At 70.5% G+C, this 24,460-nt stretch carries 28 protein-coding genes and 2 pseudogenes; 24 read left to right on the forward strand and 6 right to left on the reverse strand.

Annotation, left to right across the window (positions count from 1 at the left end; translation table 11 throughout):
- Positions 1-43: 43 nt before the first annotated feature.
- Both ACZ7IB_RS36895 and ACZ7IB_RS36900 read right to left on the reverse strand, forming a co-directional pair.
- The gene (locus tag ACZ7IB_RS36895; protein ID WP_470918734.1) at positions 44-739 is read right to left on the reverse strand and encodes a P-loop nucleotide/nucleoside kinase family protein; all 696 of its coding nucleotides are present in this window, start codon (positions 737-739) and stop codon (positions 44-46) included.
- A complete protein-coding gene (locus tag ACZ7IB_RS36900) occupies positions 736-1,491 on the reverse strand; it encodes a GntR family transcriptional regulator (RefSeq protein ID WP_470918735.1) in 756 nt (251 codons plus the stop codon). Before ACZ7IB_RS36900 ends, ACZ7IB_RS36895 begins: the two co-directional genes overlap by 4 nt.
- 393 nt (positions 1,492-1,884) lie before the next feature.
- Between ACZ7IB_RS36900 and ACZ7IB_RS36905 the strand changes: the two genes are divergently transcribed.
- From ACZ7IB_RS36905 to ACZ7IB_RS36960, 12 genes are all read left to right on the forward strand, one after another.
- Positions 1,885-2,742, forward strand: a complete 858-nt coding sequence (locus tag ACZ7IB_RS36905) for a hypothetical protein (protein ID WP_365477862.1) — start codon at positions 1,885-1,887, stop codon at positions 2,740-2,742.
- Between the two features lie 105 nt (positions 2,743-2,847).
- Positions 2,848-3,270 carry a WhiB family transcriptional regulator gene (locus ACZ7IB_RS36910; protein WP_470918737.1) on the forward strand — a complete coding sequence of 141 codons (423 nt, stop codon included), beginning with the start codon at positions 2,848-2,850 and terminating at the stop codon, positions 3,268-3,270.
- Positions 3,271-3,449: 179 nt separating this feature from the next.
- Entirely contained in the window at positions 3,450-3,728 is a 279-nt protein-coding gene (locus ACZ7IB_RS36915) for a hypothetical protein (RefSeq protein WP_470918739.1), read from the forward strand.
- Positions 3,725-3,859, forward strand: coding sequence for a hypothetical protein (locus ACZ7IB_RS36920; RefSeq protein ID WP_470918741.1), 135 nt, complete (start codon positions 3,725-3,727; stop codon positions 3,857-3,859). Before ACZ7IB_RS36915 ends, ACZ7IB_RS36920 begins: the two co-directional genes overlap by 4 nt.
- A 275-nt stretch (positions 3,860-4,134) precedes the next feature.
- Positions 4,135-4,512, forward strand: coding sequence for a hypothetical protein (locus tag ACZ7IB_RS36925; RefSeq protein WP_470918743.1), 378 nt, complete (start codon positions 4,135-4,137; stop codon positions 4,510-4,512).
- A 99-nt stretch (positions 4,513-4,611) separates the two neighbouring features.
- Positions 4,612-7,224, forward strand: a complete 2,613-nt coding sequence (locus ACZ7IB_RS36930; protein ID WP_470918745.1) for a hypothetical protein — start codon at positions 4,612-4,614, stop codon at positions 7,222-7,224.
- Positions 7,225-7,417: 193 nt separating this feature from the next.
- Positions 7,418-7,618 carry a hypothetical protein gene (locus ACZ7IB_RS36935; protein ID WP_470918747.1) on the forward strand — a complete coding sequence of 67 codons (201 nt, stop codon included), beginning with the start codon at positions 7,418-7,420 and terminating at the stop codon, positions 7,616-7,618.
- 103 nt (positions 7,619-7,721) lie between these two features.
- A complete protein-coding gene (locus tag ACZ7IB_RS36940; RefSeq protein WP_470918749.1) occupies positions 7,722-7,988 on the forward strand; it encodes a hypothetical protein in 267 nt (88 codons plus the stop codon).
- Positions 7,985-8,773 carry a hypothetical protein gene (locus ACZ7IB_RS36945; RefSeq protein ID WP_470918751.1) on the forward strand — a complete coding sequence of 263 codons (789 nt, stop codon included), beginning with the start codon at positions 7,985-7,987 and terminating at the stop codon, positions 8,771-8,773. The genes ACZ7IB_RS36940 and ACZ7IB_RS36945 overlap by 4 nt, the downstream gene beginning before the upstream one ends.
- 2 nt (positions 8,774-8,775) lie before the next feature.
- Positions 8,776-9,282, forward strand: a complete 507-nt coding sequence (locus ACZ7IB_RS36950) for a hypothetical protein (protein WP_470918753.1) — start codon at positions 8,776-8,778, stop codon at positions 9,280-9,282.
- 158 nt (positions 9,283-9,440) lie between these two features.
- Positions 9,441-11,765 (forward strand): hypothetical protein, encoded by a 2,325-nt coding sequence (locus tag ACZ7IB_RS36955; protein ID WP_470918755.1) that lies wholly within the window; start codon positions 9,441-9,443, stop codon positions 11,763-11,765.
- 217 nt (positions 11,766-11,982) lie between these two features.
- Positions 11,983-12,327, forward strand: a complete 345-nt coding sequence (locus ACZ7IB_RS36960) for a hypothetical protein (RefSeq protein WP_470918757.1) — start codon at positions 11,983-11,985, stop codon at positions 12,325-12,327.
- 79 nt (positions 12,328-12,406) lie between these two features.
- Here the strand turns inward: ACZ7IB_RS36960 and ACZ7IB_RS36965 are convergent, their stop codons facing one another.
- A complete protein-coding gene (locus ACZ7IB_RS36965; RefSeq protein WP_466088518.1) occupies positions 12,407-12,574 on the reverse strand; it encodes a hypothetical protein in 168 nt (55 codons plus the stop codon).
- 93 nt (positions 12,575-12,667) lie between these two features.
- On the opposite strand from ACZ7IB_RS36965, the gene ACZ7IB_RS36970 reads away from it, so the two are divergent.
- The 4 genes and pseudogenes from ACZ7IB_RS36970 to ACZ7IB_RS36985 all read left to right on the forward strand — a co-directional run bounded on the left by ACZ7IB_RS36970 (position 12,668) and on the right by ACZ7IB_RS36985 (position 14,148).
- Positions 12,668-12,898: a hypothetical protein gene (locus ACZ7IB_RS36970; protein ID WP_470918759.1), complete on the forward strand. Its 231-nt coding sequence runs from the start codon at positions 12,668-12,670 to the stop codon at positions 12,896-12,898.
- A 269-nt stretch (positions 12,899-13,167) separates the two neighbouring features.
- The gene (locus tag ACZ7IB_RS36975; RefSeq protein ID WP_470918761.1) at positions 13,168-13,596 is read left to right on the forward strand and encodes an RRQRL motif-containing zinc-binding protein; all 429 of its coding nucleotides are present in this window, start codon (positions 13,168-13,170) and stop codon (positions 13,594-13,596) included.
- A 19-nt stretch (positions 13,597-13,615) separates the two neighbouring features.
- Positions 13,616-13,861 carry a hypothetical protein gene (locus ACZ7IB_RS36980; RefSeq protein ID WP_470918763.1) on the forward strand — a complete coding sequence of 82 codons (246 nt, stop codon included), beginning with the start codon at positions 13,616-13,618 and terminating at the stop codon, positions 13,859-13,861.
- Positions 13,858-14,148: pseudogene (locus ACZ7IB_RS36985) on the forward strand (hypothetical protein). Before ACZ7IB_RS36980 ends, ACZ7IB_RS36985 begins: the two are co-directional and overlap by 4 nt.
- A gap of 56 nt (positions 14,149-14,204) precedes the next feature.
- On the opposite strand, the pseudogene ACZ7IB_RS36990 reads toward ACZ7IB_RS36985, so the two are convergent.
- Positions 14,205-15,851: pseudogene (locus tag ACZ7IB_RS36990) on the reverse strand (IS1182 family transposase).
- Between the two features lie 204 nt (positions 15,852-16,055).
- Between ACZ7IB_RS36990 and ACZ7IB_RS36995 the strand changes: the two are divergent.
- Together ACZ7IB_RS36995 and ACZ7IB_RS37000 are read left to right on the forward strand one after the other, a co-directional pair.
- Positions 16,056-17,240, forward strand: a complete 1,185-nt coding sequence (locus ACZ7IB_RS36995; RefSeq protein WP_470918765.1) for a hypothetical protein — start codon at positions 16,056-16,058, stop codon at positions 17,238-17,240.
- Positions 17,237-17,713, forward strand: coding sequence for a DUF3307 domain-containing protein (locus ACZ7IB_RS37000; protein ID WP_470918767.1), 477 nt, complete (start codon positions 17,237-17,239; stop codon positions 17,711-17,713). Before ACZ7IB_RS36995 ends, ACZ7IB_RS37000 begins: the two co-directional genes overlap by 4 nt.
- On the opposite strand, the gene ACZ7IB_RS37005 is transcribed toward ACZ7IB_RS37000, so the two are convergent.
- Together ACZ7IB_RS37005 and ACZ7IB_RS37010 are read right to left on the reverse strand one after the other, a co-directional pair.
- The gene (locus tag ACZ7IB_RS37005) at positions 17,700-20,177 is read right to left on the reverse strand and encodes a tyrosine-type recombinase/integrase (RefSeq protein ID WP_470918769.1); all 2,478 of its coding nucleotides are present in this window, start codon (positions 20,175-20,177) and stop codon (positions 17,700-17,702) included. The two genes, ACZ7IB_RS37000 and ACZ7IB_RS37005, sit on opposite strands and share 14 nt — an antisense overlap.
- Positions 20,167-21,240 (reverse strand): tyrosine-type recombinase/integrase, encoded by a 1,074-nt coding sequence (locus ACZ7IB_RS37010; RefSeq protein WP_470918771.1) that lies wholly within the window; start codon positions 21,238-21,240, stop codon positions 20,167-20,169. Before ACZ7IB_RS37010 ends, ACZ7IB_RS37005 begins: the two co-directional genes overlap by 11 nt.
- Positions 21,241-21,372: 132 nt before the next feature.
- Between ACZ7IB_RS37010 and ACZ7IB_RS37015 the strand changes: the two genes are divergently transcribed.
- The 6 genes from ACZ7IB_RS37015 (at position 21,373) to ACZ7IB_RS37040 (ending at position 24,051) form a co-directional block, all read left to right on the forward strand.
- Positions 21,373-21,534, forward strand: coding sequence for a hypothetical protein (locus ACZ7IB_RS37015; protein ID WP_470918772.1), 162 nt, complete (start codon positions 21,373-21,375; stop codon positions 21,532-21,534).
- Positions 21,531-21,917, forward strand: coding sequence for a hypothetical protein (locus tag ACZ7IB_RS37020; protein ID WP_470918773.1), 387 nt, complete (start codon positions 21,531-21,533; stop codon positions 21,915-21,917). The genes ACZ7IB_RS37015 and ACZ7IB_RS37020 overlap by 4 nt, the downstream gene beginning before the upstream one ends.
- A gap of 87 nt (positions 21,918-22,004) precedes the next feature.
- Entirely contained in the window at positions 22,005-22,496 is a 492-nt protein-coding gene (locus ACZ7IB_RS37025) for an AAA family ATPase (RefSeq protein ID WP_470918775.1), read from the forward strand.
- Complete coding sequence (locus tag ACZ7IB_RS37030) at positions 22,496-22,819, forward strand: hypothetical protein (protein ID WP_470918777.1); 324 nt, start codon at positions 22,496-22,498, stop codon at positions 22,817-22,819. Before ACZ7IB_RS37025 ends, ACZ7IB_RS37030 begins: the two co-directional genes overlap by 1 nt.
- Positions 22,820-22,951: 132 nt before the next feature.
- On the forward strand, positions 22,952-23,614 hold the full coding sequence (locus ACZ7IB_RS37035) for a GGDEF domain-containing protein (RefSeq protein WP_470918779.1): 663 nt from the start codon (positions 22,952-22,954) through the stop codon (positions 23,612-23,614).
- Positions 23,611-24,051 carry an ASCH domain-containing protein gene (locus ACZ7IB_RS37040; RefSeq protein ID WP_470918780.1) on the forward strand — a complete coding sequence of 147 codons (441 nt, stop codon included), beginning with the start codon at positions 23,611-23,613 and terminating at the stop codon, positions 24,049-24,051. The genes ACZ7IB_RS37035 and ACZ7IB_RS37040 overlap by 4 nt, the downstream gene beginning before the upstream one ends.
- Positions 24,052-24,460: the final 409 nt, after the last annotated feature.

A 24,460-nucleotide genomic window follows, 5' to 3' on the forward strand; every position in this document is an offset into this window, starting at 1 on the left:
GCCGCAACTCGGTCATTCAAGCGGCAGATCGTCGTATGTCAGCTCAACGCGGTCGGCGGGTGCAGTGGAGTGCGGCCAGCACGCTCTCCGGGTGACCGTCGTACACGATGTGCGGCTCATCATCGGCCGGCGGGCAGAAGCGGCCGGCGTGCCTGAGCAAGTCCTCCTCGCTGAACTCGATGCTGTTCGCATCGACCAGCGATTGCTCGTTGCGCTTCTGGATCCGGTCCCAGCGCACCTCATGCGGCACAGGCAAGTAGATGAGAACGGGCTCGCCGCCGGCCTCCATCACAGTCGCTGCCCATTGAACCCGCTCTTCCGGAGTCCAGAAGCCATGGTCGACCACAGTGTCGTGCCCGGCCGTCAGGAGTTCCTGAAGCTCAAGGGCGATGTCCTTGAGTACAGGCGCCTCCCGGACCCTGAACTGCCCGCGGGGAAAGTCCCTGCCGTAGTGGCCGTAACGGCGGAACATCTCCTCATCAGGGCACAGGCGCCGGAACCCGGCCTCCTCCAGGGCGTGGGCGAGGGTTGTCTTGCCAGAGCCCTGGAGACCGGACATGAGGATCGCGCGAGGCGCGGGGCCCAGTCGGCCGGACAAAGCGGCGGCGATACGCGTGATCTCGAATCGTCCTTCCAGCGTGAGGGTGTCGGTGTGCTTGGCTCGAAGGAGCTGGCTGAGGCGGGCTTCGAGGCAAGAGACGAGCGTGTCGTCCAGTACGGCGGCGTCGTATGTGGTCACCGCTGCACCTCTGTCGTCGTGCGACGGGTGCGGCCCGGGGCGCCCAAGTCCACGCCGTACTCAAGCAGTTCGTCGTCGCCATCCAGGAAGCGTGCGGTCAGCACAAGGATCGCCGCGACGGTGTCGGCCTCCAGCTCCAGGAGTTTGAGGTCGTGGTCGGTTGCGATGCGAGCCGTCTCCTCATCCACGCGCTTTACGACGTGCCGCCCCGTAGCGCGAGCGATCAAGTCGAGCGACAACCCGCCCTCGAGTCGCTCGCTCCACGCCAACTCGGGTACGGCCTGGGCGAATTCGGCCGGGATCCACGAGGTTGAGTGGGAGACGATGCCATGGCCGTCCCGGTAGACACGGCTGCGGCGAATCACGTCGTCACCAGGCGAAATGCCCAGCACGTGAGCGACGTCTTCGGGAGCCTCGACTATGCCGGCGGTGTGGCCGGACGACTTCTCACCGACACCCCACGACGACTGCGTCTTGCTGCTGCGGTCGTGGCGCTCCGCCCCGGAGGACAGCGAGATGGGGTGTGCCATCACCTCGGTACCGACGCCCGGGATGCCCTGCACGAGCTTCTCTTCGCGCAGCAGACGCATGGCCCGGTCGGCGGTAGCTGTGCTGACCCTCCACTTGGTCGCCAGCATCTTGATGCTGGGCAGGAGATCGCCCGGCGAGAGCTCCCCAGAACTGATCATGTCGCGGTAGTGGCCCGCGATGCGCGCGTACGGCGGCCGATTGTCGGCTCGGGGCCCTGCCATGTGCCTTCGCCTCCTTCGAATTACCTCTGGGTGCCTCACTATACCGCTTGACACCTGAGGTTACCTGATGCAACCTGATGCAAGTGGGGCCCGTCGGTGATCCTCCGGGAGCACCGAGTGAGCACCACTGCAAGACCGTCGGAGTCGGAACCTCGGCTCCTGCACCGCACGACCGCACCACCGCAGGAGCCCTTGCCCCGAAGAGGGGGAGGGCCGGGGTGATAGCGCCACCAAATCCCCCGGATCGGTTCCCTGACCGAGCGCTCCCGTGCACATCGCATCGCACCGCTGATGCGTTGTCCGTCCTCCAGGACTGCCGGCCTCCGCCGTGCGCCTGGCGGTCGGAGAGCCCACCGCGACGCACCTCTTCTCCCCCGATACGAGGAGCCCCTGATGACCACTCCCCTTGCACAGCCCGAGGCCCGCAAGCGCCGCCGCAAGACCCGCACACGGAACGTCAGCACCCTCCCGCCGATCGTCGCCTCCGACCTCAAGGTCACCCACATCGACCTGACCCCGGGCGCGGAACACCTGGTCTGCCCCGACTGCGAGACCTGGTGCCCGATCACTGGGATGCGCAGCACGCCGAAGCTGGTCCCCCACCACACCAAGCGCTACCGCAGCGCCGATCCGCGCCGCTGCCCCAGCACCAACCGCCGGGTCACCATCTCCACCAGTGCCGTCGGCGTTTGGCGCGCCGACATGGTCGAGGCGGCCCCGACCACCAGGTCCCGCCGCGCGACCAAGGTGCTCCCCAAGCCCAAGTCCACGACCGTCCCGGCGCCCGTGCACAAGCTCGCCGCCGCCCGCGAGCAGCAGGTCGCCCCCGTCGGGGCCCGGCTGCTCCCGCTGCTGGACCGGGCCCGCCGCACGGTCGCCGCGCACCGCGCCACGTGCACGACGTGCGGGGCCGGCGGCCGGTGCGGCACGGCCCGCGAACTTGAGCTCTGGCTCCGCGAGTTCGAGGCCACCGCCGTACTCTCCCGCGAGCAGCAGGCACTCCGCGACCGCCGCGCCGCCGAGCAGCAGCGCGCCACGCAGCAGGACCAGACCCGCACGCATCGGCAGTTGTCGCGGAAGGTTCTCCCGCGCGTGCACCGGGCCGACGTGCAGCGTGTCCACGACGCCCTGAAGGCGCAGCTCAAGCAACTGAGCCCGAAGTTGAACCCGTGGGAGCGCGCCGATCTGGAGAGTGCGATCACGCTGCTCGAGCACCAGCTGAAGCAGGCCAAGAAGCAGGGCAACCGGTAGCCCGGCCGCCCGCTCAAACAGCCCAACGATCCGAACCCCCAAGCCTCCTGGCCTGGGGGTTCATCACTCTTCCCGCTTCCCATACTCGTCGATGGAGGACCCACCGTGACGCTCAACCTGCTCTCCCCCACCGCCGCCCGCCGCGCCCGTCGGCCGGTGCTCCAGGCCGCCCTCGACACCAGCGTCCGCTGCGACCAGGACCGATACCGGGACCTGTTCGACCGCAACCCCAGTGCACCGCCCGCGACTTGGGCGGCGCGGCAGGCGGCCGCCCGGCAGGTCTGCGCCAGGTGCCCGGTCCGGGCGGCGTGCGAGGAGCTCGCGCTGCGGGACGGCACCGGCGACCGATCGAGCGACGGCCTGGTCCGCGGCGGCCGCACCGGACGGGAACTCGCCATCATCCGTGAGATCCGCCAGCCCGGCCGCCTCGCCGCTGCAGCTGCGGCCGACTGGCAGCACCTCCTGGCGCTCACCGCCGCGGCCCGAACCGACCACACCGCCGACACGACCTGGTCCACGGCGGCCTGACCCCGTCCTGTGCTGCACGTCGTCCCCAGCCCCGGTCAAGGGCTGGTGTCGGCGTGGGGCTACAGGACAACCCCACTGTGCGCCGCCCCGGAACGGGGCAGGCCCCCGACACGGCGCTAGAGACGCCACATGTGCCGGGGGCCAGCACGGATCCCACAAGGCTCAAGGAGCTGATCCGCATGACCATTATGGCAACTCCCCCGCGTGCCGGGTGGTACGAGGACCAGGAACAGAAGGACAACGACCTCGGCCCCATGCCCGACGAGACCGAGTTCCACCAGCTCGTCGGGTGCCTCGTCGTCGACGGCGACGACCGGGCCCGGACGGCCGGCCGCCGCGCCCGCCGGACCTTCGCCGACATGGTCCCCGGCGCGTACGACCGCCAGCCGGTCCTCCGCATGACCACCGCCGACATCGTCTTCAAGGCGAGCGAGCAGGCGAGGGGGTACGCCGCATGAGCGCCCTCGAAGACCAGCGGGCGGCGGCGGCCGCGGCGGCCGAGGCTGCCGCCAAGGCCGAGGAGGACCGCCGACAGGCCGAGGAAGCCCTTCGGCGGCACGCCCAGTCGGTGATCGGGATCGGTAAGTGAGGGGCGCCCCACGGCCCTTCCGTTCGCCCTTGCCGCTGCCTGGATCGACGGGCTGACGGCATGAGCATGGCCGATACGGCCCCAGCCGCTGTCGCCTGGCTCACCGCGAAGCCCGCCACCGCCTCCGGCCCGCACTGACGGTGGCGCGGGACGGACCACGACTTCGTGGCCCGCCCCGCGCTTCTTCTCCAGGCCGGCTGCCCGCCCTACGGGCAGCCGGCCTTTCGCACCGCCCCGGTCCGGGCACAAGCCCGACCCGATCCGAAGGAGACAAATTGAACGCCAACATCCCCGCAGCCACCGCGACCGCGGCGGTTACGTACAAGTGCGACGACTTCGTGCTCTACCGCGACCCCGAGCGGTTCTGGGCGGGCGCGCCGACCCACACGTTCGTCTGCCGGGTCGATGGGACCATCCCCTTCACCAGCGGCGAGATCCGCTACACCCTCGCCCGCCTGAACGGCGGCGGCCTGATCAAGCTGGCCCGCGCCCGGTACATGCGGCTGCTGCCGCCGGCCGACGCGATGCGCGACATCGACGCCGCCCCGCTCAACACCGACACGGTCGCGGACGACATGACCCCGGCCGCCGTCGCCTGGCTCACCGCGCAGACCGCCACCGCCTCCCGGCGCCCGGAGCTGCCGCGCGGCTGATCGGGCCGCCCTTTTCTCGCTGTACCGGCTCGCCCCGCTTTTCCTCATGCCAGGGCGGGGCGGGCCGGTGCCCCCACTACTTCAAGGAGTCTCCCCGCCGTGGCGACCGCCCGCTCGAAGTCCCCGGCCCGGCGCAAGCCGCAGGCCAAAACCCGTAAGACCACCACCAAGACCAGGCCGAAGACCAGCGCCGTTCCCGTACCGGCCGCAGCGCCCCACGACATGGTTGTCGCGCTGAAGGTTGTGCATCCGGCCGCTGATCCGGTGGTTGCCGATGCCCGGGACCGGGCCGCCGATGTGGCCGACCTCCTGCGGGAGAACGCACAGAACGAGGCACGCCGGCTCCTGGAGGCGGCCGAGGCCCATGCGGCCAGCCTGACCGACCAGGCGCACCGGCAGTCGCGGGAGGTGCGGGCCGTGGCTGAGGCCCGCGCCCGCCAGGTCCTCGCCGAAGTGGTCGAGGAGTCCGGGCGCAGGCTGACCGTAGCTGCTGCGGACGCGGACCGGACCCGCCGCGACGCGGCCGAAGAGGCGCAGCTGATCCGTCAGGAAGCCCGGCTGGACGCGAAGAAGGCGAGTGCTGCTGCCCGTGCGGTCGCGGCTCGGCACCGGGCCGAGGCGGACCGGATCGGCAGCGCGATCGAGTGGCGCGCCCAGGAACGGGCGCAGCAGGTCCGTGGTGATGCCGGGCGTGAGGCCGAGGCGCTTTTGGAGCGCGTGGCTGAGGAGGCGGCCGGTATCAGGGCCGGTGCCGAAGCGGTGCTGCAGCAGGCACGGGCTGATGCGGAGCGGGAGTTGGCCGCGGCCCGTGCTGAGGCTGGCACGGTGCAGACGCAGGCCGCCGATGCCGCTGCCCATCTCTTTGAGGAGGCTGGGCAGGAGGCAGAGCGGTTGCGTGCGGCTGGTGCCGGGGACGCGGAGCGCGTACGGGCCGAAGCAGCGGCCGGTGTTGAGCAGCAGCTGCGCGAGGCGCGGGCGGAAGCCGCCCGGCTGCGTGAGGACGCCGGCCGGGACCGTGAGGCTGCGGTCGCGGACGCGGCTCGTGCACGCAAGCTCGCCCAGGAAGACATTGCCCGGGTGCGGGCGATGGCGGCCGAGGACGCTGAGCGGCTCACCCGTACCGCCCGTGAGGAAGCCGACCGGCTCCTGGCGAAGGCGAAAGAGAAGCGGGACACGGACCTCAAGGACGCCGAGATGGCGCTTGCTCAGGCCCGGATCAGGGAAGGAGACGCGGCCGTCACGCTGAAGGCCGCCGATGACGCCCTGGCAGAAGCAGCTGTCCGGATGCGGCGCGCGACCTCACGCACCGAACAGGCCCTGGAACGCAAACGGCTCAAGCACGAGGCCCGTACAGCACGGCGGGACGAGAAAGCCGGCCGGAAGGCGAAGGCCCGTGAGCTGCGGGCCGCGCGCCGTGCCGGGCAGCCGGCCGTGACCGACCGGGTCAAGAAGTTCGTCAAGGTGAACGCGGAACGGTTGATGGTGATCGGCCCGATCACCGCGCCGATGGCGGTCGCGTGGACCGGGCAGGCCGGGTTCGCTCACGACATCCTCGGTTGGGTGGCCCCGTTCACGATCCTGTTCGCCGCCGCGTGGGAGCTGTCGACGGCGTTCGTCGGGTGGATGTACCACCAGGCCCGCCGGGGCGGCGACGCCGGAACCCTCTACCGGGTCTCCACCTGGATCTTCGCCCTCGGAGCCGCGGTCATGAACTTCTGGCACGCCTCGGGCGAACCGGTGCCCGGCAGCCGGGTGTGGGACGCGACGGCCCAGGCATGGACGGAGCAGATCACCTACTGGCACTTCACGCCGAAGGCCGTCGCGTTCGCCGCCATGAGCATTGTCGGGATGGTGCTGTGGGAGCTGTACGCGTCGCTGATCCACCGCCGCAAGCTCCGTGAGGACGGCAAGGTTGCCAAGGCCCGCCCCTCGATCGGCATGGTCCGCTGGGTCCGCTACCCGGTCCACAGCTTCACCGCGTGGTCCCTCGCGATCACCGACGCGCGCCTGACCACGCTGGACCGGGCCTGGATCGCGGCCGGTGCGCAACTCGCGGACCGCCGGGCGGTCCGGACCGGACGGGCCCTGCACCGTGTCGTCGTCCCCCGCATCGGGACCGACGATCACGGTCCGGCCGCCATCCCCACGGTCCTTACTCTCACCCGCATGGACCGGCCCGGACCGGTCGACGGCCTCGGCCCGGTCCGCCCGGTCCAGCACGACCGGTACCCGGTCCGGTCCGGTCCGGACGACCGGCACGCGGTCCACGGACCGGTCCGGTCCACGGACCGCCCGGACCGGTCCGGCGGACCGGCCCTTGCGCTGGAGTCCGGTCCGGCGGGCCGGGCGGGCGCCGACCTGCACACCGGCCCCGGTCCGGACCGGACCGCCAAGAGCGTGCCCGCTGCGCACACCGCACCGGCCACGCATGGTGTGACGGTCCGGACCGGAACCACGGACCGGACCGGACCGGTCAGCGGTCCGGCAGAGGGCGCCGACAACGCTCCGGACCGGGCGGCGGATGACGGTCCGGACCGGACCGTCATCACGCTCACGGACCTGGAACGGACCGCCCTGGACCGGCTCCGGTCCGAGGACCGGCCGCTGAACCGGTCCAACATCGCCGCTGCGGTCCGGACCGAGGGCGGGTCCATCGCCACGGACCGCGCCGGTCAGATCGCCGTCGCGCTCAAGCAGCACGCGGTCCGCTGACCGGCGGTCCGGACCGCATCACGTCCTGACCCCGCATGGTCGCCACCAGCCCCGCCCACCGGCATCCGGTGCGGGGGCCTGGTGGTGCGCCACGGCCGTCAGGCCGAACAGCCGCTCCCGGCCCGCTTTCCACGGCCCGGCCAGGAGCGGCTTTTTCATGCACCCCCAACCAGCAGTCAGGAGTGTCATCACCATGGCGTTTTTCGGTCTGATCGGCAACGACAAGGACCTCGCACAGCAGTACAGCGGACAGGAATCCGCGAGCGAGAAGGCGGCCCGCAAGCGCCGCGAGAACCACCACCGCAACGCCAAGGCGGCGGACCGGCAGGGCCAGGCATGGGAGGCGTCCGAGCGCTCCCGCCAGGACCGCGGCGGCTGGTGGCGCACCCGCTGACCCGCCCGCACCGCACCGCCTGACCCACCCGTACATCACCCCGAGGGGCCGGACCGACAACCCGGTCCGGCCCCTCCACCCAACCCCTTTCTGGAGCCCGCCCGTGCTGCTCGCCTGCCTGCGCATCCGCCGCCCCCGCCGCTTGCGTCACCTGCGGCGCCTCGCCGCCCCGGTAACCACTGTCACCCGTCTCCCCGGCCGCCTCGGGCCCGCCGCGAAGCCCGCCACCGCGCTGTCCCTGCCCTGCGGCTTCCAGCCCGCCCCCGCCCCGGCCCCCACCGCCCCGGCGGTGACCGTTCCGGACCTGGACGAACTGACGGTGCGTGCCTGGCTGCAGGACCGGGTGGCATCGGGCCGGGTGGCGTCGTGACGGACACGACCGCCAGGCCCGCCGACGCGTGGCCGGGGGCCGTCGACGGGGGCTGCTGCGCGGCCTGCCCGATCCGCCAGGGCTGCGCGCTCGCGGCCGAGACGTACGTCGTGTGCCCGATCACCGGCACCACCCCGCCCCCCGCTCCCCCGGGCCGTATCCCCGCCCAGCACACCGCCGAGGACCTCGCCGAGGACTTCGCCGAGAAGACCACCGTCACCGCGGTTGACGGGGCCGGTGTCGAGCAGGCCGGACGTACGGGCCCGGACTGGGCTGACGTCGCCGGGCGCACCGCGGAGGGCGTGGCCGCCGCCGCGCTGGGGGTCGGCTGGATCGACATCGCGACTGGCCTGATCGAGCGGTTCAACCGCGAGGACGCCGACGGGAATCCGGTCGACTGGGGGCGTCTCCAGCTCAAGCGCAACGGCCTCGCGATCCTGGCGGTCACCGTGCCCCCGCTGGGCGAGCACACGGCCGCCCAGTGGGTCGCCCACTTCCTCAGCACCAACACCCTGACCGACGCGGCGTTCCTGCCCGCCGGTATCGCCTTCGGGCTTATCGTCCCGGTCTTCGCAGGTCAGATCGTCCCCGGGGTCTTTGGCGAGATCTGCAAGGGCCTGTCGAAGGTGCTCGTCCTCACCGGCAAGGCCGTCTGGACTGCCGTCTGGAAATTCGTGACGTCCGGCCTGGGCTGGATCGTCACCCGCCCTCTCATCTGGGCCGTTCCCTGCGGCTTGATCATCCTCACCGGCCGCTACTTCCTCCGCCAATTCACTGGAGCCTGACCATGAATCTGTTCGACACCCAGGTCGCCAACGGGACCTTCGGCACCATCGCTTTCGGCGCGATCGCCATCGTTCTGATCGTCGCCGGCTTCAAGTTCAAGGTCCTCAAGAACAAGAAGACCGTGATCCTCATGGCCCTCGCGGTCCTGGCCGTCACCGTCAACTCCGCCGGCCTGCTCGGCGGCGGCGCCGGAGCGATGCGGGCGGGCATGAACATCGCGGGCGAACAGGCCATCGAGGGCCTCGCCGGAGCCAAGACCCCGGCCAACCCGCCCACCACCCACGTCACCCCCGTCACCGCGTTCGGCGCGCTTCTGGGTATCTGCATCCTGGTCTGGTTCGGCGTGAAGACCTACGCCGCCAAGTGGAAGCCGAAGGACTGGAAGGAAATGGCCGGCGGCACGCTGATCGGCATCTCCGCCGGAAGCGGCGTCGGCTTCCTCGGTATCGCCCTGAATAGCGCTGTTCTGATCAGCAACAACGTCGGTTTCTGGGTCTTCGGCGGATAGGGCGCCGGGCCGTGACGGTCCCCCACACCCCCACCCACCGGGCGGGCGTGCGGCGGGCCACCCCAGCCCGAACCCACCCCCCAGCAAACGCCAGACCGGCCCCACCAGACCCCCGGTCCCCTTCGCGCTGTTCCGAACGACCCCCGCATGGAGGAGAAATGAGCACCACCCACCCCACCCACGGCCAGATGGAGCCGTACGAAGGCGAATACGTCTGGGCCGAAATCGTCGACGACGAAGACCCCGGCCCTCGTCAGCATCACGACCAGGAGCAGGCCCAGACGCGCGGGAACGCCGCTCACCGCGCTGCGAGCACCGGGCGCAGCATCGCCTGCTACGCCGCTGTCGCGGCCCGGTACGTGGCCGGGCAGACCGGTCCTGGCCTGCGTCACGGGTGGGCCGCCACTGTCCACTGGACGACCCTGGGCTCCATGTCGGACGAGGAGATCCGCCGGCGCCTGGTCAAGGTGCATCTCGACGTCTACACCGAGCAGCGCGAGGACACGACCGCCGACATAAAGCGGCTGAACAAGAGGGCCCAGAAGCTGGCCCGTGAGGCTGTCGACTTCGGCCTCACCCCCGAAGAGGCGGCCCGGCTGAAGAACACGCACGCCGAGCTCAAGCTGAAGGCCCGCGCGGGTACCGCGCTGGGGCGGATTCCGTTCCAGACCGAGTTGCTGCAGCCCACACGGGATCAGGTTCGCCGCTACCGCACCGTCCGCGGCCTGGGCCGCTTCGCCGGCGTCATCGTTCCCACGAGCGCCGCGGCCCTCGCCCTGGTCCTCGCCGCACCCGCCGCCGGCCTTCTCGCGCTGCCGGTCCTGGCCGGGGCTGCCTGGTGGCTCGGCCACCACCCTCTCGCCCTCACCGAACGGGCTCTGCCCGCAGACCTCGTCGGACCGCCCGAACTCGAACCCGTTGCCAGCAGCGCCCAGAACAGCTCCGACGCAACCACCGAACCCGGACCTGAGACCGAGGACCTGACGTCGTTCCCGGTCCGCGACGTCACGACCGTGGAACAGGCCGAAGAAGCGCTGCGCCGCGCGATCCTTCACGAAGGCGGCGACATCGAGGCCGTCACCGACGGTACGAAGGAGCCGTGGGGCTGGTCCGCACGCGTCTCCTTCAAGACCGGAAGCCCTGACGACCTCAACGAGTCCCAGACCTACCGGAACCTGATCACCCTGCTGAAGCTCCGCCGCAACGGCTTGTTGATCGAGTCGGATCCGGAGCACGGTGACAGTTGCACGGTCCGGATGATCCTGACCGATCCGTTCACTCCTGAGCTGGTCGGGCCGGTCCCCTACCGGGCGCCGCTGTCCGCATCGATCACCGACATGTTCGACTTCGGTGTCGCCATGGACGCCACCCCACTCACGTTCTCGCTGGCCGGACTGATGCTGCTCATGGTCGCCGACTCCGGCGGCGGCAAGAGCGGCGTCATGCTCGCCGCCGCCGAGGCCGTCACCTCCACCCGCGACGCCGTCGTCCTTAACCTCGACCCCGTCGGCACCGGGGTCGGCGACCTCGGCCCCGCCATCACCCTGACCGCGTGCATGGACGACGACCTCATCATCGCCATCTTGGAATTCCTCCTCGCCTGGTGCTCCGCCCGCGCCCGGCAACGCGCCGCCTACGGCTGGGGCAACAAATGGAAGGTCAGCCCCGAACACCCCGCGATCTGCGCGTTCGTCGACGAATGGCCCCAGCTCTCCCCCACCGCCAAGGCCCTGCTGATCAAGCTGCTGCTCCTGGGCCGCAAGGAAGCGATCTGGGTCTACGGCGGCAGCCAGTTCGGCACGAAGGACTACCTCGGAGAGGCCATCGGCCCCAAGCTCGCCGCCAAGCTCGTGGGCGCCTGCCGGCGGGTCGACGTCACAGAGCTCCTCGGGGCCGGAGCCGTCGCCGAGGGGTACCGGGCAGACCTGCTTCGCGCGGCCACCCACACCGCCCGCAATGACGCCGGCCAGATCTACGGCGTCGGCCTGCCCGGCATGCCCAACCGCCCGATCCGCTACCAGGTCCGCGAAATCGACGCCGACCAGGCCGCCCGGCTCGGCGCCGAACGCGCCGCCGCCGGCCTGCCCGACCTCACCCACACCCTCACCGAAGCCGGACTCCTCGACGCCTGGAACGAACTCCGCGATGCCTGCAACGCACCCGCCGGAACGGGCACCGAGACCCGGCCCGAGGCACCCGGAATCCTCCGAACCCTGCGCGAAGTATTCGTTCGCGAGGGCGAATCGGAGCATCTGACCATAGGCCAGATCCACGACCACCTCCGCAAGGACGACCCCGGGCGGTGGGGGCAGTGGGACGACCGCGAGGACCGCATCCGTCTCGGAATGGTCGCCCGGACCCTGCAGAAGGAACTCGCCGACGCAGACGTCGAGCTGGAATCCACCCGGCTGTCCGACGTGAAGGGCAAGCCCACCGTCTACCTCCTGGAGGACATCGAGGCGGCCCTCACCGCATTCGACTGAGCCCGCCCAAGACGTTGTCCCGACCTTGTCCGCCGGTTGTCCGCTGGTTGTCTGCGGACAAGGTCGGGACAACCACCGGACAACCTCCAAGACAACTTCTGACCTGCGAAGACAGGTCAGACAACCAAATCTGCACCACCCCCCTCCCCAGGCCCTGCACCCCCTCCCAGCCCCTTTCAAGGGAGGGGGTGCAGGGCCTGCGTCAGCAGAAGGAAACATGTTGCGCCGCTACCTCTACCGCTGCCCCGTCTGCCGCACCACCAGCCCCGTCCGCTTCAGCCCGCCGGAGATCGGCGCGGAGGGCGAGCACCACCGCCAGGCGCTCCACGGTGGCCACTATCCCGATGGGGAGAAGACCGGCGAGGTCGACCGGCGCGGACGCTGGTACACCGACCTCGGCATACTCGCTGCCCTCCAGACACGTCTCGCCGACACGTTCGCGGACCTTCGCGATCCGAAAGGCACCGGCGGCCGGATCTGGGCCGGCGCCCTTGCCTGGCTCACCCTCGCCACCGCGTCGCTTGGCGCACTGTGGGCCACCACCGCAGCCCTCCACCCCTGACCCCGCACAACGCGAAAGGGCGGCCAGGTGCTCACACGCACCCGGCCGCCCCGACATCCCCACTACGAGGTCGGCGGCCTCACGAGATCTCGACCTCAAGCTCCTTGATCTTCCCGGTGGTCGATACCTCGGCGGTGACGCACTCGTCGTCCCCCACCCCCGCGTCCCCGGCGACCTTCACGAATTCCCTCAGCTCCTCAAACGTCAGGTTCTTCGACTCACCCGTAACTCTCAGCGTGCGCGGCATACCGACCATGCTCCCCGACCGACCGACCGACCCCACCGCACCGCTACGCAGAAACCGAGCCCTGCCCGCCCTCGAACGAACGGAACCGACACCATGTCCGACCCGCTCTGGATCGGCACCTACCACGGACGCCACGACGGCACCCAGGCCACCGTCACCGCCACCCGCGACGACACCAGCCCCGAGCCCTACGCCTGGACGTGCACCTGCGGAACCGCCCAGACCTTCCCCACCACCTACGGCTTGGACCGCAGCGCCTGGCGGCATACCCACCCCACATTGCTGGACTGGCTGAGGCACCGGACTGCCCACTACCGCCGCTGATCCGGTCGCTCCGCCTGGCCACCGGCACCGCCGCCCGCACCCGGGCGGCCGGCTGCCGGTGACCGGGCAGGCCGACCAGCCTGAGCTCCACCCGCGCCCGCCGCCCCGCCACCAGGGGCGGCGGGCGCTTCCACGTCCACACGCCACCGACGGCATGGAGGGTTCATCGTGCTCATCTCCCGGCCCCGCCGCAGGATCGGCCGCCCCCGCCCCACCACCCCCGGCCCCCGCTACCCAGCGCCCCAGCGTCGACTCCCCGGTGCCAGGTGATGGCCGACCAGGACCAGGACCTGGTCGACGTCGACCCGAACGACCCCGGCGACGGCTCCTTACCGGTCTTCCGGTGGAAGCAGGCCGGGCGCGAGCACCTCGCGACCCGCCGCCAGCTGCGGGAGATGGGACTGCGCCCCGGCGGCCAAGAACCCGTCGCACGGATCGAATGCCGCGGCGGCAAGCGCTTCGCGTGGCTGTACCGGATCGACCTGGCGAAGCCGAAGTTCCCGATGACGCTCGCGAAGGAAGCCGCGCTCGACAAGGCGATGGCGGCCCGCCAGACGTGTCCCGGCCCCTGTGGCCGGCGCTATTTCCACTGCCTCCCGCTGAAGACCTTGGGGTCCTGCGTGGAGTGCTTCGACGGCACGCCCGCCGACCCCGCCTCCTACATCGCTTCCCCGGCCAAGCACCTGCTTGCCGCCTGATCCGAGAGGACACCAGCCCATGAGCACCGCCACCCTCGCCGCCTTCACCGAGCCGGACCGCCCCAAGAACCTGCTGATCAGGTTCATCACGGTCGGCGGCGGCTACGTGGACGTCACCGGCCCCGGCAAGCACTCGGAGAGGAACCGCTGGGACTGCCGCGGCTGCGGAGACTCCTCCGACCGTCCCGAGGAGGACTACCTGTTCCGCATCCGGCCGGACGCCAACAACCACGCCGCCGCCTGCCGCGCCATCCCGCTGCGGTGACCGCCCGCCACCTGCGCGCCGCCCTGCTGCTCGCCGCCGCCGTTCCGCTCGCCGCGGCGACGGCCGCCGCCGCGCTCAGGGCCAGTCACCTCGCGCTGTACGCCGACCGGCACCGCATCGAGATCACCGCCCGGCCCCGGCCGAACTGCCCGCACTGCCACGGCGAAGGCGGCTGGTGGACCGGCGGCGCCTTCCCCGAGATGGAGGCGTGCGGCTGCTAGTCCGACCGCCGCGAGCTGCGCATCCGGCTTCTGCCCGTCCCGGCCTGGGACGAGTCGCCGTTCTGAACACCACCGCCCCGGCCGGACTCCGGACGCTGTTGGTAAATCCGCCCCGTTGGATCTCATCCAGCGGGGCGGAGTGCTGCGAAGGGTGAGACGCGGGTACGGGCGAGGGGTCTGCCGGTGAGCCAGGCGTCGAGGCGGGCGAGGTTGATGGCGGCACCGGCGAAGTGGTGTTGCAAGCGGGTTTTGGCGAGTCCCCGGTAGCGGGATCTGCGCAGGCCAAAGGCCCCGACGCCTTGGGAGATGGTGCCCTCGACCCCAGCACGGTGCCCGTAGCGCTGCCGCCATTGGTCGGTGTCCTGTTCGATCCGGGCCTGCTGGAGGATCTCGTGCTCGGCTCGGGGGCGGAAGGTGAGTGCGCGGCCGCGGGGTGAATCGGTGCACGAGGTCCTCAGCTCGCAAGGACCGCACGCCTTGACTGGGAACGTGACCCGGGTCACGGGGGTGCCCCGGTGGCTGGTGGTATTCCGCCAGAAAGTGCTCTGCTTGTCTCCGGGGCAGGTGACGGTGCGATGGTCCGAGTCGATGGCGAAGCGCGTGTTGTCGAAGAACTCTCCCGCCGCCTGCTTCCGGTTCGTCATCTTTCCGACCGGGCCGACCAGGTTGACGCTGTGATCGCGGCGGGCGTGGTGGATCTGCTCGGCGTCGACATATCCCGCGTCCACCAGGTGCTCGTCCGGCAGGAGCTCACGCCGGGCCAGGGCGTTGTGGATGTCTTCCAGGACAGCGATGTCGGTGACAGGTGCCGGAGTGGTGTGGACGTGGGTGATCAGGTGCGGGGCGTCGGGTTCGCAGGTCTCGCTGAGATGGACCTTGTAGCCGGACCAGCCAAGATCGCGCTTCGCCCCGGTCCTGGCCTCGGGTTCGTGCGGGGTGCGTAAGCGGATCAGACCGGGCGGGGTGTTCTTCGGCTCCCGCCAGCGCATGGCATCGTCGGCCTGGCAAAACTGCTGCACCCAGGTCTGGCGCAGGAATTCCACCGCGGGCAGATGCCGCAGGCCGGGCGGTGCCGACGCCGACCAGACGGCCTGAAGCAGCACCATGCCGTCGGCTCCGCACTGGTCGCCGTGCTCGACGCGAGCGGCCCACCGGGACGGGAAGCGGGTGTCCTCCGGCCGGGCGGAGTAGCGGTCGAACCACTCCGGTGGTGCCACCCCCGCGAGTCAGTTGCCGGCCGCTTCGGCGACCTGGTTCAGCGCCGTGCGCAGTGTCTCGACCACGAACTCCAGCCGGTTCAGGTCCCTCGTCGCGGCCAGTACGTGGGTGGCATCCGTGCGCTGCCGCTTGCCCGGCTTGACCAGCCCGGCTTCCCCGGCGGCGGTCAGCACCGCGTCGAACACGCCCCTGCCCGCATCATCCCCGGCCAGCCGGGCGCGGAACTCGCTCAGCACGGAGAAGTCGAACCCGGTATCGGTCAGTTCCAGCGACAGGGCGTATTTCCAGTCCAGACGCGAGCGCACCGCGTGCGCGGCCTGCCGGTCGGTCAGCCCCTCCACGAACTGCAACACCGACACCAGCGCCAGCCTCGCCGGCGACACCGCCGGCCGCCCCCGCACCGGGAACAGCCCCTCGAACTGGGCATCGGCGAAGACTGGCCCGAGCACATCCCGCACCCGCATCGCCAGACACCCCTTCGGGAACACCGCACGCGCCACCCGCGCGGTCTCCTCAGGAATCTCCTCCAGCTCCACCCCACGCAAAGACACGTAACCCACCCCAAAAAACGCGACGACGGCCTGCACCACCCCAACGGGGTCGTACAGGCCGTCGTTACGCGGCCCCCGAATTTACCAACAGCGTCCGGACTCCGGCCGGGGGCGAAAGCGCATCACGGGGCACCCGCAGCATCGGCAAGAGGCCGGCCGCCCCGCACACCCCACCCCAACACCGAGATGAGGAGCACACCCAGCATGACTGATCGCATCCGCGCCATCGAGGGCCTCGCCCTGGCCGCCGCCCTGATCGCCGTCTTCGATGGAGTCCACAGTTTCGGGGACCAGTTCGTGCAGAACTCGCACGACGCTTCGACCAAGGGCATGCACGGCTCCCACCTGGTCTACGTCAACGACGGCTCCCCGGTTGAGGAGAACCCGTGGCGGCACGGCAAGGAAGGCCGCACCTGCACGGCCAGCGCGTACGGCCGCCGCTCGGTGAGCCGACACGTCGCCTCCTATTCGGCCGTGCAGCTCGCCTCGACGCTCGCCGTCACCCGCACCGTGGGGTACCGCGTCCCCGCGGGCGCGCTCCTCACCGGCGCCGCCATCAACGCGATCACCCACGGAATCCTGGACAGGCGCGACCCGCTGCTCTGGCTTGCCGAGAAGGCCGGCAAGGGCGGCTACATCAAGCACGCCACCGTCGTCCGCAAGGCCGGCGGGGAGGGCACCGAGTACCCCGAGCCTGTCCAGGACGTCTCCGGGCCCGGCACGGCGCTGATGGAGCTGGACCTTCTCTGCACCAACTCGGAAGGCGCTGAACGCTCGCGCGAGAGGTTAGTCCTGCGCGAGCCGGAGCCGTCCGATGGAGCGCTCATCTGCAAGCCACTCATCGGCTTCATGGTGGGCGATGAGTGCCGCCAGGCCGGCTCGGATCTCGGGCAGCAGCTGACCGAAGGCGGCACGGAATGCCTGAAGGTCCTCATCGCTGGCCAGCACGGTCAGGAGCTGAAGGACGTGGCCGCTGTTGTCTCGGGGGATCTCCAAGAGGTTGATAACTGCCATGGCGGCGCCTCTGACAAGGTCTCGACCGGGGAAGCGTTGCAGAGCGCTGTAGACAGCCTCGTGGGCGCCGTGGTCGTCCTCGGCGTGGAGCGAGGTGATCAGGGCTTTGACCGCTGCGGGTCCTTCGGTGCCGTCGACCATGTCCGCCAGCTCGATGTAGCGGTCGAAGCGGGCCTGGGCCTCGGGCCCGTACTCGGAGGCGTCACCATCCTGGACGAAGCCGCCGGTGAGCAGCAGTTCTCGCTGCCATGCGTCGAAGTCACCGAACGGCATGAGTGCTCTCCTTTGTGGCTGACCGCTGGACTGACGGCGGCGGGTTCGTCGCAGGACACTACCGAGCGCTCGCTTCGCGGCCTTCTGGCGGGTGCCCGATGACGAGCATCGAGCAAGTCGCGACTTTGGCGACGTTCGGCGCGGTGTGGGCGGTCCTCGCGGTCGGTCACAACCTCGCGGACCACGTGATCGGGCAGACCGACCACCAGGCCGGGAGCAAGGCGGCGCCGTCGGCGGACGAGGTCGCCGACGGCGCGAGCCCGCGGCGGGGCTGGGGCGCGTGTCTGGGACACGTTGCCCAGTACCACCTGGTGCTGGCCGTGATGCTGGGCCTGGTCTGGACCGTCCTCCCGCTTCAGATGTCCGTCACCGGACTGGCGGCGGGGCTGGCCGTCTCGATCGTGACGCACGCGTTCTTCGATCGTCGGTGGCCGGTGCGTTGGCTTCTGGAGCACGTCGGGTCGAAGGGCTTCGCGGAGCTGAAGGCGGCCGGGATGAACGGCATGTACTTGACCGATCAGGCCCTGCACCAGACCGCCCTGCTGGTGTCCGCGCTGCTGATCACTCTGGTGTGAGGCGGCTGTGAGGGACAGAGGGGATGCCCAGGTTCACCGGGGGCAGCTGCTGCGACCGGTGGACCTGGGCCCGCTTGGAGCGCAGGAAGGTCAAGGTCAGCTCGATGCCTTCGACCTCGCCCTTCCAGCCCTGTGCGATCGCGTGCTGGCGGCGGGCGACCAGGTCGTCCTCCAGCTCATCCAGCCTGGGCAGCATCGTCGGGTTGACCGAGAGCATCGGACATCGGATGCAGGCGTGCTCATGCGCGCAAGGCGTGCCGTAGGGGCGCCCGCAGGAGCCCAGCTCGACCTTCCGCTTGTCGAAGTGCTCCTGGAACTCCGACCACTCCTCGGATGTGGGGTCCCGGTACTCCTCCTCCGGCCGCAGCTGGCGGCGCTGGTCGAGAAACTGCTGGTAGTGGCGCACGATGTCGTCGTCGAAGACCGCGACGTAGCCACGAGTGGTCTGGATATTGAGGTGGCCGAGCAAGGCGGCACCGATGTGGATGGGCAGCCCGGAGTTGACCAGGTCGGTGGCGAAGATCCTGCGGAAATCGTGCGCGGAGAACGTCGTCCCGACGAACTCGGGGTGGGTCTTGGCCAGCTCGGTGCAGCACTTGCGCAGGCGGCGCCAGATCGTGCTGGTACTCATCGCCTGTCGCTCCAGGCCGGTCTGGGTCTGGAACAGGTAGGGCAGGGGCGGGCACCACACCTTCTCGTGGACGTCGTACCGGCTCGCGATCGGCACCGTGCCGTAGGTGCCGCGGTGCCGGCGGATGACCTGAGCGATGACGTGGAACAGTTCGGCGGACATCGGGATCACCCGCTCGCGGTCCGTCTTCGAGGGAGAGACGACCAGGAGCGCGACGACCTCACCGTTGGGACGCTGGTAGTTGCGGACGCTCAAGTGGGTCAGCTCGGTCAGCTCCTCGATCCGCAGGCCGGCGTGTCGGAGCACTTCGACGACGGCCCAGTCCCAGAATGCCGCGGTCTCGTCCCGGGTGACGGCGACCAGCTCGCCCGTCTCCCGGTTGACCGCCCGGACGGGGAAGGACTTCTCCGTCTTGGCCCGCTTGAGGTCGTACTCGCTGGCGGTGCGCTGCCACTGTGCGCCGGCGGCGGTGAACCGCTCACCAGGCTCGACGGCCTGGGCGGCGGTGAGGATCTCGCGCAGCCGCATCCACCGGTTGGTGACGTGGTCGACCAGCAGAGGCAGCAGGGGCTGGCGGACGCGGGTCCGCTCGGCCATCCGGGCGTTGATCTCGCGGCGGCGGACGTTGAACCAGCGCAGTTCGGCATCCCGGACGGGGCAGGGCACCGACCACGCCGCCCAGCGCTCGGGCTCGGCGACCGCCCAGCTCTGCAAGTCCAGGTAGAAGGTGCGGACCTTGAGCAGCACGCCGTCCATGTCGAGCCGGGGCCGCCCGCCCGGCAGGACGGAGATGGTCTCCTTCCACTGCTGGTAGGTCTCCTCGCTCAGCCGCAGGTCGGCCTGGCCGGGATTGACCTTCTCCACGTTGCTCCAGAACGTGCCCGGCAGGACCCGGGCCAGCTGCCGCAGCGAGGAGTGGTCCAGATCGGCGGCGCGGCGGCGAAGGTAGTCCACCAGCAGGTCGCGCACGTTGGTGTTGCGCAGCTGCTGCCGGTCGACGAGCTCCTCGACGCTCTTCTGCCCACCGACGAGGGCGGCCCGCAGCACGTGCGGAGCCGACGGCGGGAAGTGCCTCGACTCGTAGAGGATGTGCCAGGCCGCGATCGCCGCGTAGTTGAACTCCTGGCCGCGTCTGGTGGCCCCGCGGGTGAGCTGCTTGCGCCGCGACTCCAGCGAGTAGTGCAGCAGCACCTCCGGCGTCAGGTCGGCCAGGGAGATCCCGAATACCGTCAGGGCGCAGGCGACATCGAACAGTGCCGTGCGCCGGGCGGCCGGGGTCGCGTCGGAGGCTTCGACCGCGGCGTGGAACTTGTCCAGCAGGGAGTCCTTGGCCACCAGGCGGAAGTCGAGGGCGTAGTTCGGGTACGTGTGCCCGCGGAAGGAGTCCAGGCTCGGACGGATCACCCGCAGGCAGAACAACTGCCGAGTGCCCGAGATGAACAGCTTCCGCAGCTTCTTGTCCTCGCCGCCCAGGTCACCGGGATTCGTGCCGTACTCGTCCAGCCCGGCCGCCACCCATCGCTGCTGCCAGGTCGTGCCGGGGAACCGCGCCAGGTGTTCGAGGATCGTCACCGTGCTGAGGCGGCGCAACCGGCGCCGCTCAAGGCCCCCGTCGTCCCAGGCTGTCACGGCTGCGTCGGCCACCTTGGCCAGCGAGGCCCGGGAGAGGTCACCGGCCGGACGGGGCGGGTTCTCCGGCTCGGACGGCGGCGCGGGCTGGATGACCTTGGTGTTCACCCGGTCCGCCGGCGCCTCCCGCAGGGGATTGCGCTGAATGCGTCCGGTCGTCGGGCCCATCGCCCGTGCGTTGTAGCCAGCAGTACTACCGGGCACCGAACACCGCCTCGACGTCGGCCGGATCGTAGGTCTGCGACCAGCGAATCTCCTGCCGGGGGCGCTGGTAGTGCTCGGCGAGCTTGTCCATCAGATCCTCCAGGCCGACCGCGGTGTAGCGGGCGGTGGTGCTGAGATGCGCGTGCCGCAGGATCGTCTGCACCTCCACCAGCGTCAACGAGGGATCGCGCGCCATCCGCGTGGCCGCCGTGTGCCGGGTGTCGTGCAGCGTGTAGTTCGTGCCGAGTACGGCGTTCGCCCGTTGGATCACGCGGCGCATCGCCCAGTAGGTCAGCGGCCGGGGATCACCACGACGGGTCCGCCAGAGCGGCCCGCCCGGCTCGGGCAGCCCGGCCTGGTCCAGGTAGGCCGCCGTGTAGGCGAAAGCCTGCGGGGACGCGGGCACCGGATCCCGCTGCCCCGTGCCCTTGGTGATCACCCACAAGCGTCCGGCCGACCAGTCCACGTCCTCCAGGCGCACCCCGAGCAGTTCGCTGGCGCGGGCCCCGGAGCTGACGTAGGAGGCCAGCAGGGCACGGTCCCGATCGCACTTCATCTGCGCGAACAGCTCGTCCCACAGCCGATCCGGAATCGCCCGGGGCTGGCGCTCCCGCACCTTCGGCCGCAGGCGGGCACGCCTGGTGGTCGACGGCGCCTCCAGTGGGGAGCGGTGAGCCAGCCGGGCCCGGCGATCCCTGCTCTCGGGCACCGGATTGACCACCGGCCCCCGGCCGTAATGCCGGTGGAAGGCGTAGAAGCCGTGCACCACGGTCAACGCGTGCGCGATTGTGCGTGGCGCGTATCCATCCAGCAGCGTGGTCTTGCCCGTCTTCGGATTGACCACGCCTGCGGGCATCGAGTCCAGTCGCGAGCGACGCCGCTGCGGATTCGGCGCCGTACGCAGCCAGCCGACCATCGCGGTCGCCTCCGCCTCGGTCGCCTGTTCCCAGCCGACATCCACCGCCCACAGCACCCGGAACCAGCGCAGCAGGTCATACCCGTAGCTGCGGCCCGTCAGCGCGCTCGCGTCGCCGAGCGCCAGATCCCGCAGGTACCGGCTCACAGGCTCGATCTCCCGACCGGCCGCGTCGACCACGAACCACGGGAGCGAAGGTCTCGCCCCCTTCACCACCGCGCCGACCGACGGCAACCGACCGCAGCCATCCATCAGATCCCGATGTACGGAGGACATTCCATGAAACGAGGACATGCCGAAATCCTCGGCACCCACCAGCCGGAACACCAGCGGATCACCAACTTGGTGCAGTCAACAGACCAGGCGGCCCACCGTGTGATCGGCGTCGTCGCCGCTCTGGTCACCACCTGGATCACCCTGCGCAAGGGCGGCCGCCGATGAGCTTCCGCGAGCACAGCGTCAAGGATGGCTGGAGCGACTGGCACCTCGCCCGTCTGGCAGTGAGGATGGCCCGCTACGGCGGCACCCTGAAGGCCGAGGCGGAGCCGCGGATGAGGCAGGAGTTCACCGCCGACGAGGTCCAACGTGCCGACGCCTACCTCGCCGCGAGCGTCCCGGACACCAGCCGCCTGACCGCGATCGACAACCGCCTCGAACCCGCTACGGACGACGACACCAGGTGGCTGACCGAGCAACTCAAGATCGCTTGGGAACGGCTGGACGAGCTGCGGAACCGGATCGACGACGCCGGCAGCCTCATGAAAAGCGGCCACGTCGCCAGCGCCATCGGATACGTCAGCAACACCCGCGAGAACGGCGTCTGAGACCCCTCCCCTCCACCAGGGCGTGAACACCGAACATCACGGCCCCGGCCACCAGGCCGGGGCCGCCCGCTTGCACCGGAAGGACTCATGAACATCCTGAACCTCACCGCCGGCACCTTGTGCACGCTGATCGGACCGCCGGGCTGCGGCAAGTCCACCTTCGCCGCCCAGTGGCCCGACAGCTGGCGCGTGTGCCTGGACACCTACCGCAACCTCGCCACCGACTCCGAGGCCGACCAGTCCGCCACACCGGTCGCCGTCGAGATCCAGAACCTGCTCCTGGACGCCCGCCTCGCCCGCGGACGCACCACGATCGCCGACGCGACCAACCTGCAGACTCACGTCAGGGCCGGGTTGGTGGCCCGCGCCCGCTACTGGCAGCGCACCCCCGAGGCGGTCCTGTTCGACGTGACGCTCAGCGTCGTGGAGGCACAGAACGCCAGCCGAGAACGGGTCGTGCCTCTGCACGTCGTGCGTGAGCTGCACCAGCTGCTGCCCACCGCCGACCAGCTGCACGACGAAGGGTTCCCCACGGTCCACCTGGCCTCCGACCTCATCGCCACAACCGGCGGCGCCTGATGACCGCTCCTGGGACCGGCACTCGCGACAACCCCGTCGTAACCGCCCCCGACACCCTGCCGCGTGGGTGCTTCTGGTTCACCGACCCCGACGGAACGTTGTGCCTCGCACCGGGCTGCATGTCCCGGATCCAGGACCCCGACGCGGAATGCCTGTGCGACACCCTCACCGCCCGCTACGGCCGTCTCGTTCAGAAGCTGCGGGACCTGAAGGAGCGCCAGCGGCACGCGGACACCTGGTGGCAGGCACTGCGCGCCGCCGTCGACATCCACCCCGACGGGCAGGCCATCCTCGCCGACACCCGTCGCCGCACCGGCCGCTGACCACTCGGCCCGCCGGTGCCCCGCTCACCGACTGACCCACCCCGCATACACAACAAGCGCCTGGGACCGCCGTTGCATCGGCGGTCCCAGGCTTTCCACTCCCGTGCCAGAGACGAGAAGGAAGCCACCAGTATGACCACGCTCGCGTTACCGAGGAAGACACTCCAGCTCACCGCCATGGCCGTGCCACTGGCCGGATGGACCCTGCACACCACCGTCCTGCGCCGCCGCCTCACCCAGGCCCAGCGCGACCCGCTCACCACCACTTGGCGCCGCGAAGCGTTCACCACCCGAGCGCAGCGCCTCCTGGAGCGCCACCCCGACCAGGTGGTCCTGGTTCTTGCTAGTGACGCTGACCATTTCAAGCAGCTCAATGACCGCCACGGGCACGCGGCCGGGGATACCGCGCTCGCTGCGATCGGCGCCCGCCTGAGCGAGTGGGCTGGACACCGCGGTGTCGCCGGACGTCTCGGGGGCGACGAGTTCGCCGTCCTGACACGTATCGAGCCCCGTCACCAAGACTTGCGCTTGGACCACCTGGCCCGCCTCATGACCCGCCCCGTCCCGTACGACGATGGACTGCTGCCGCTCGCCGTCTCCCTGGGTGCCGCCACCCCGGACGCCGTCGGGAGTAGAGATCTACCGACCTTGATGCGTGCTGCGGATGCGGCGATGTACGAGGGCAATCACACCGGCGACATCGTCCGGGCCCGTCCCGATCACGTCCGCGTTCCGAGCGTCAACGGCCGCCGCGCCGGCCGCCCCGGTACCGCGGTGCGGGGGCGAGCCGCATGAACCCGGCCGAGCTCCCCGAAGTCGACTGGATCCGCGGCATCACCATCAGGCAGCCGTGGACGACGGCCATCCTGAGCGGCGCCAAGACGATCGAGAACAGGCCCCGGCCCTGGAAGCCGGGCTGGGTGCTGCTGCACGCGGGCAAGCAGATCGATCGTCCCGCGCTGCGCGTCCCGCTGGTCGCCCGCACGATCCGCGGCCTGCAACTGCCAACGGGTGCAGTGATCGGCGTTGCCCGGATCACCAGCTGCCACCAAGACCCCGACAGATCCGAACCGTGCAGCCCCTGGGCACAGGTCGGCGAGCACCACCTGGTGCTCGCCGACGTCCAGGCCCTCGCCCTGCCCATTCTCACTGGCGGGCAGCTCGGTCCCTGGAAGCCGTCGCCGGACCTGGTCGCCCGAGTGCTGCAGCAGCTGCCCCACCTGCGGCCATGACCACCGCGGGCGCCACCCCGTACCCGCGAGGCCCGAGCCATCCGTTGCGCCGGTCCAACTCCTGGACTGGCGCAACGGACGCATTTCGCCTGGCCCGCGCCCTACGTGCTGTGCCGCAAGACCACGCCTGACACCACAGCAATGCCCCGAGGAGATCCGTTCCGTCACCAACCATGTGGCCAGCCAGACACCCCGGGGCGCACCCACCCTTCCACGCCCAATGCGCCCCTCACCACGCACTCCCCCTACACGTCCACCACCACGAAGCAGCCCCCCTGCCAGCGGCCGCTTCGTCTGTTCGGCCCGGGGCGGCCGCCGGCCACGAGCCCGGCCGCCCCGGATGCCACCACCCCGCTACCCGCCGTCGCAGCCCGCAACGTCGACGCCTTCCACGAACCCACGGCACGGC

It is taken from the genome of Streptomyces sp. NPDC037301, assembly GCF_055602785.1.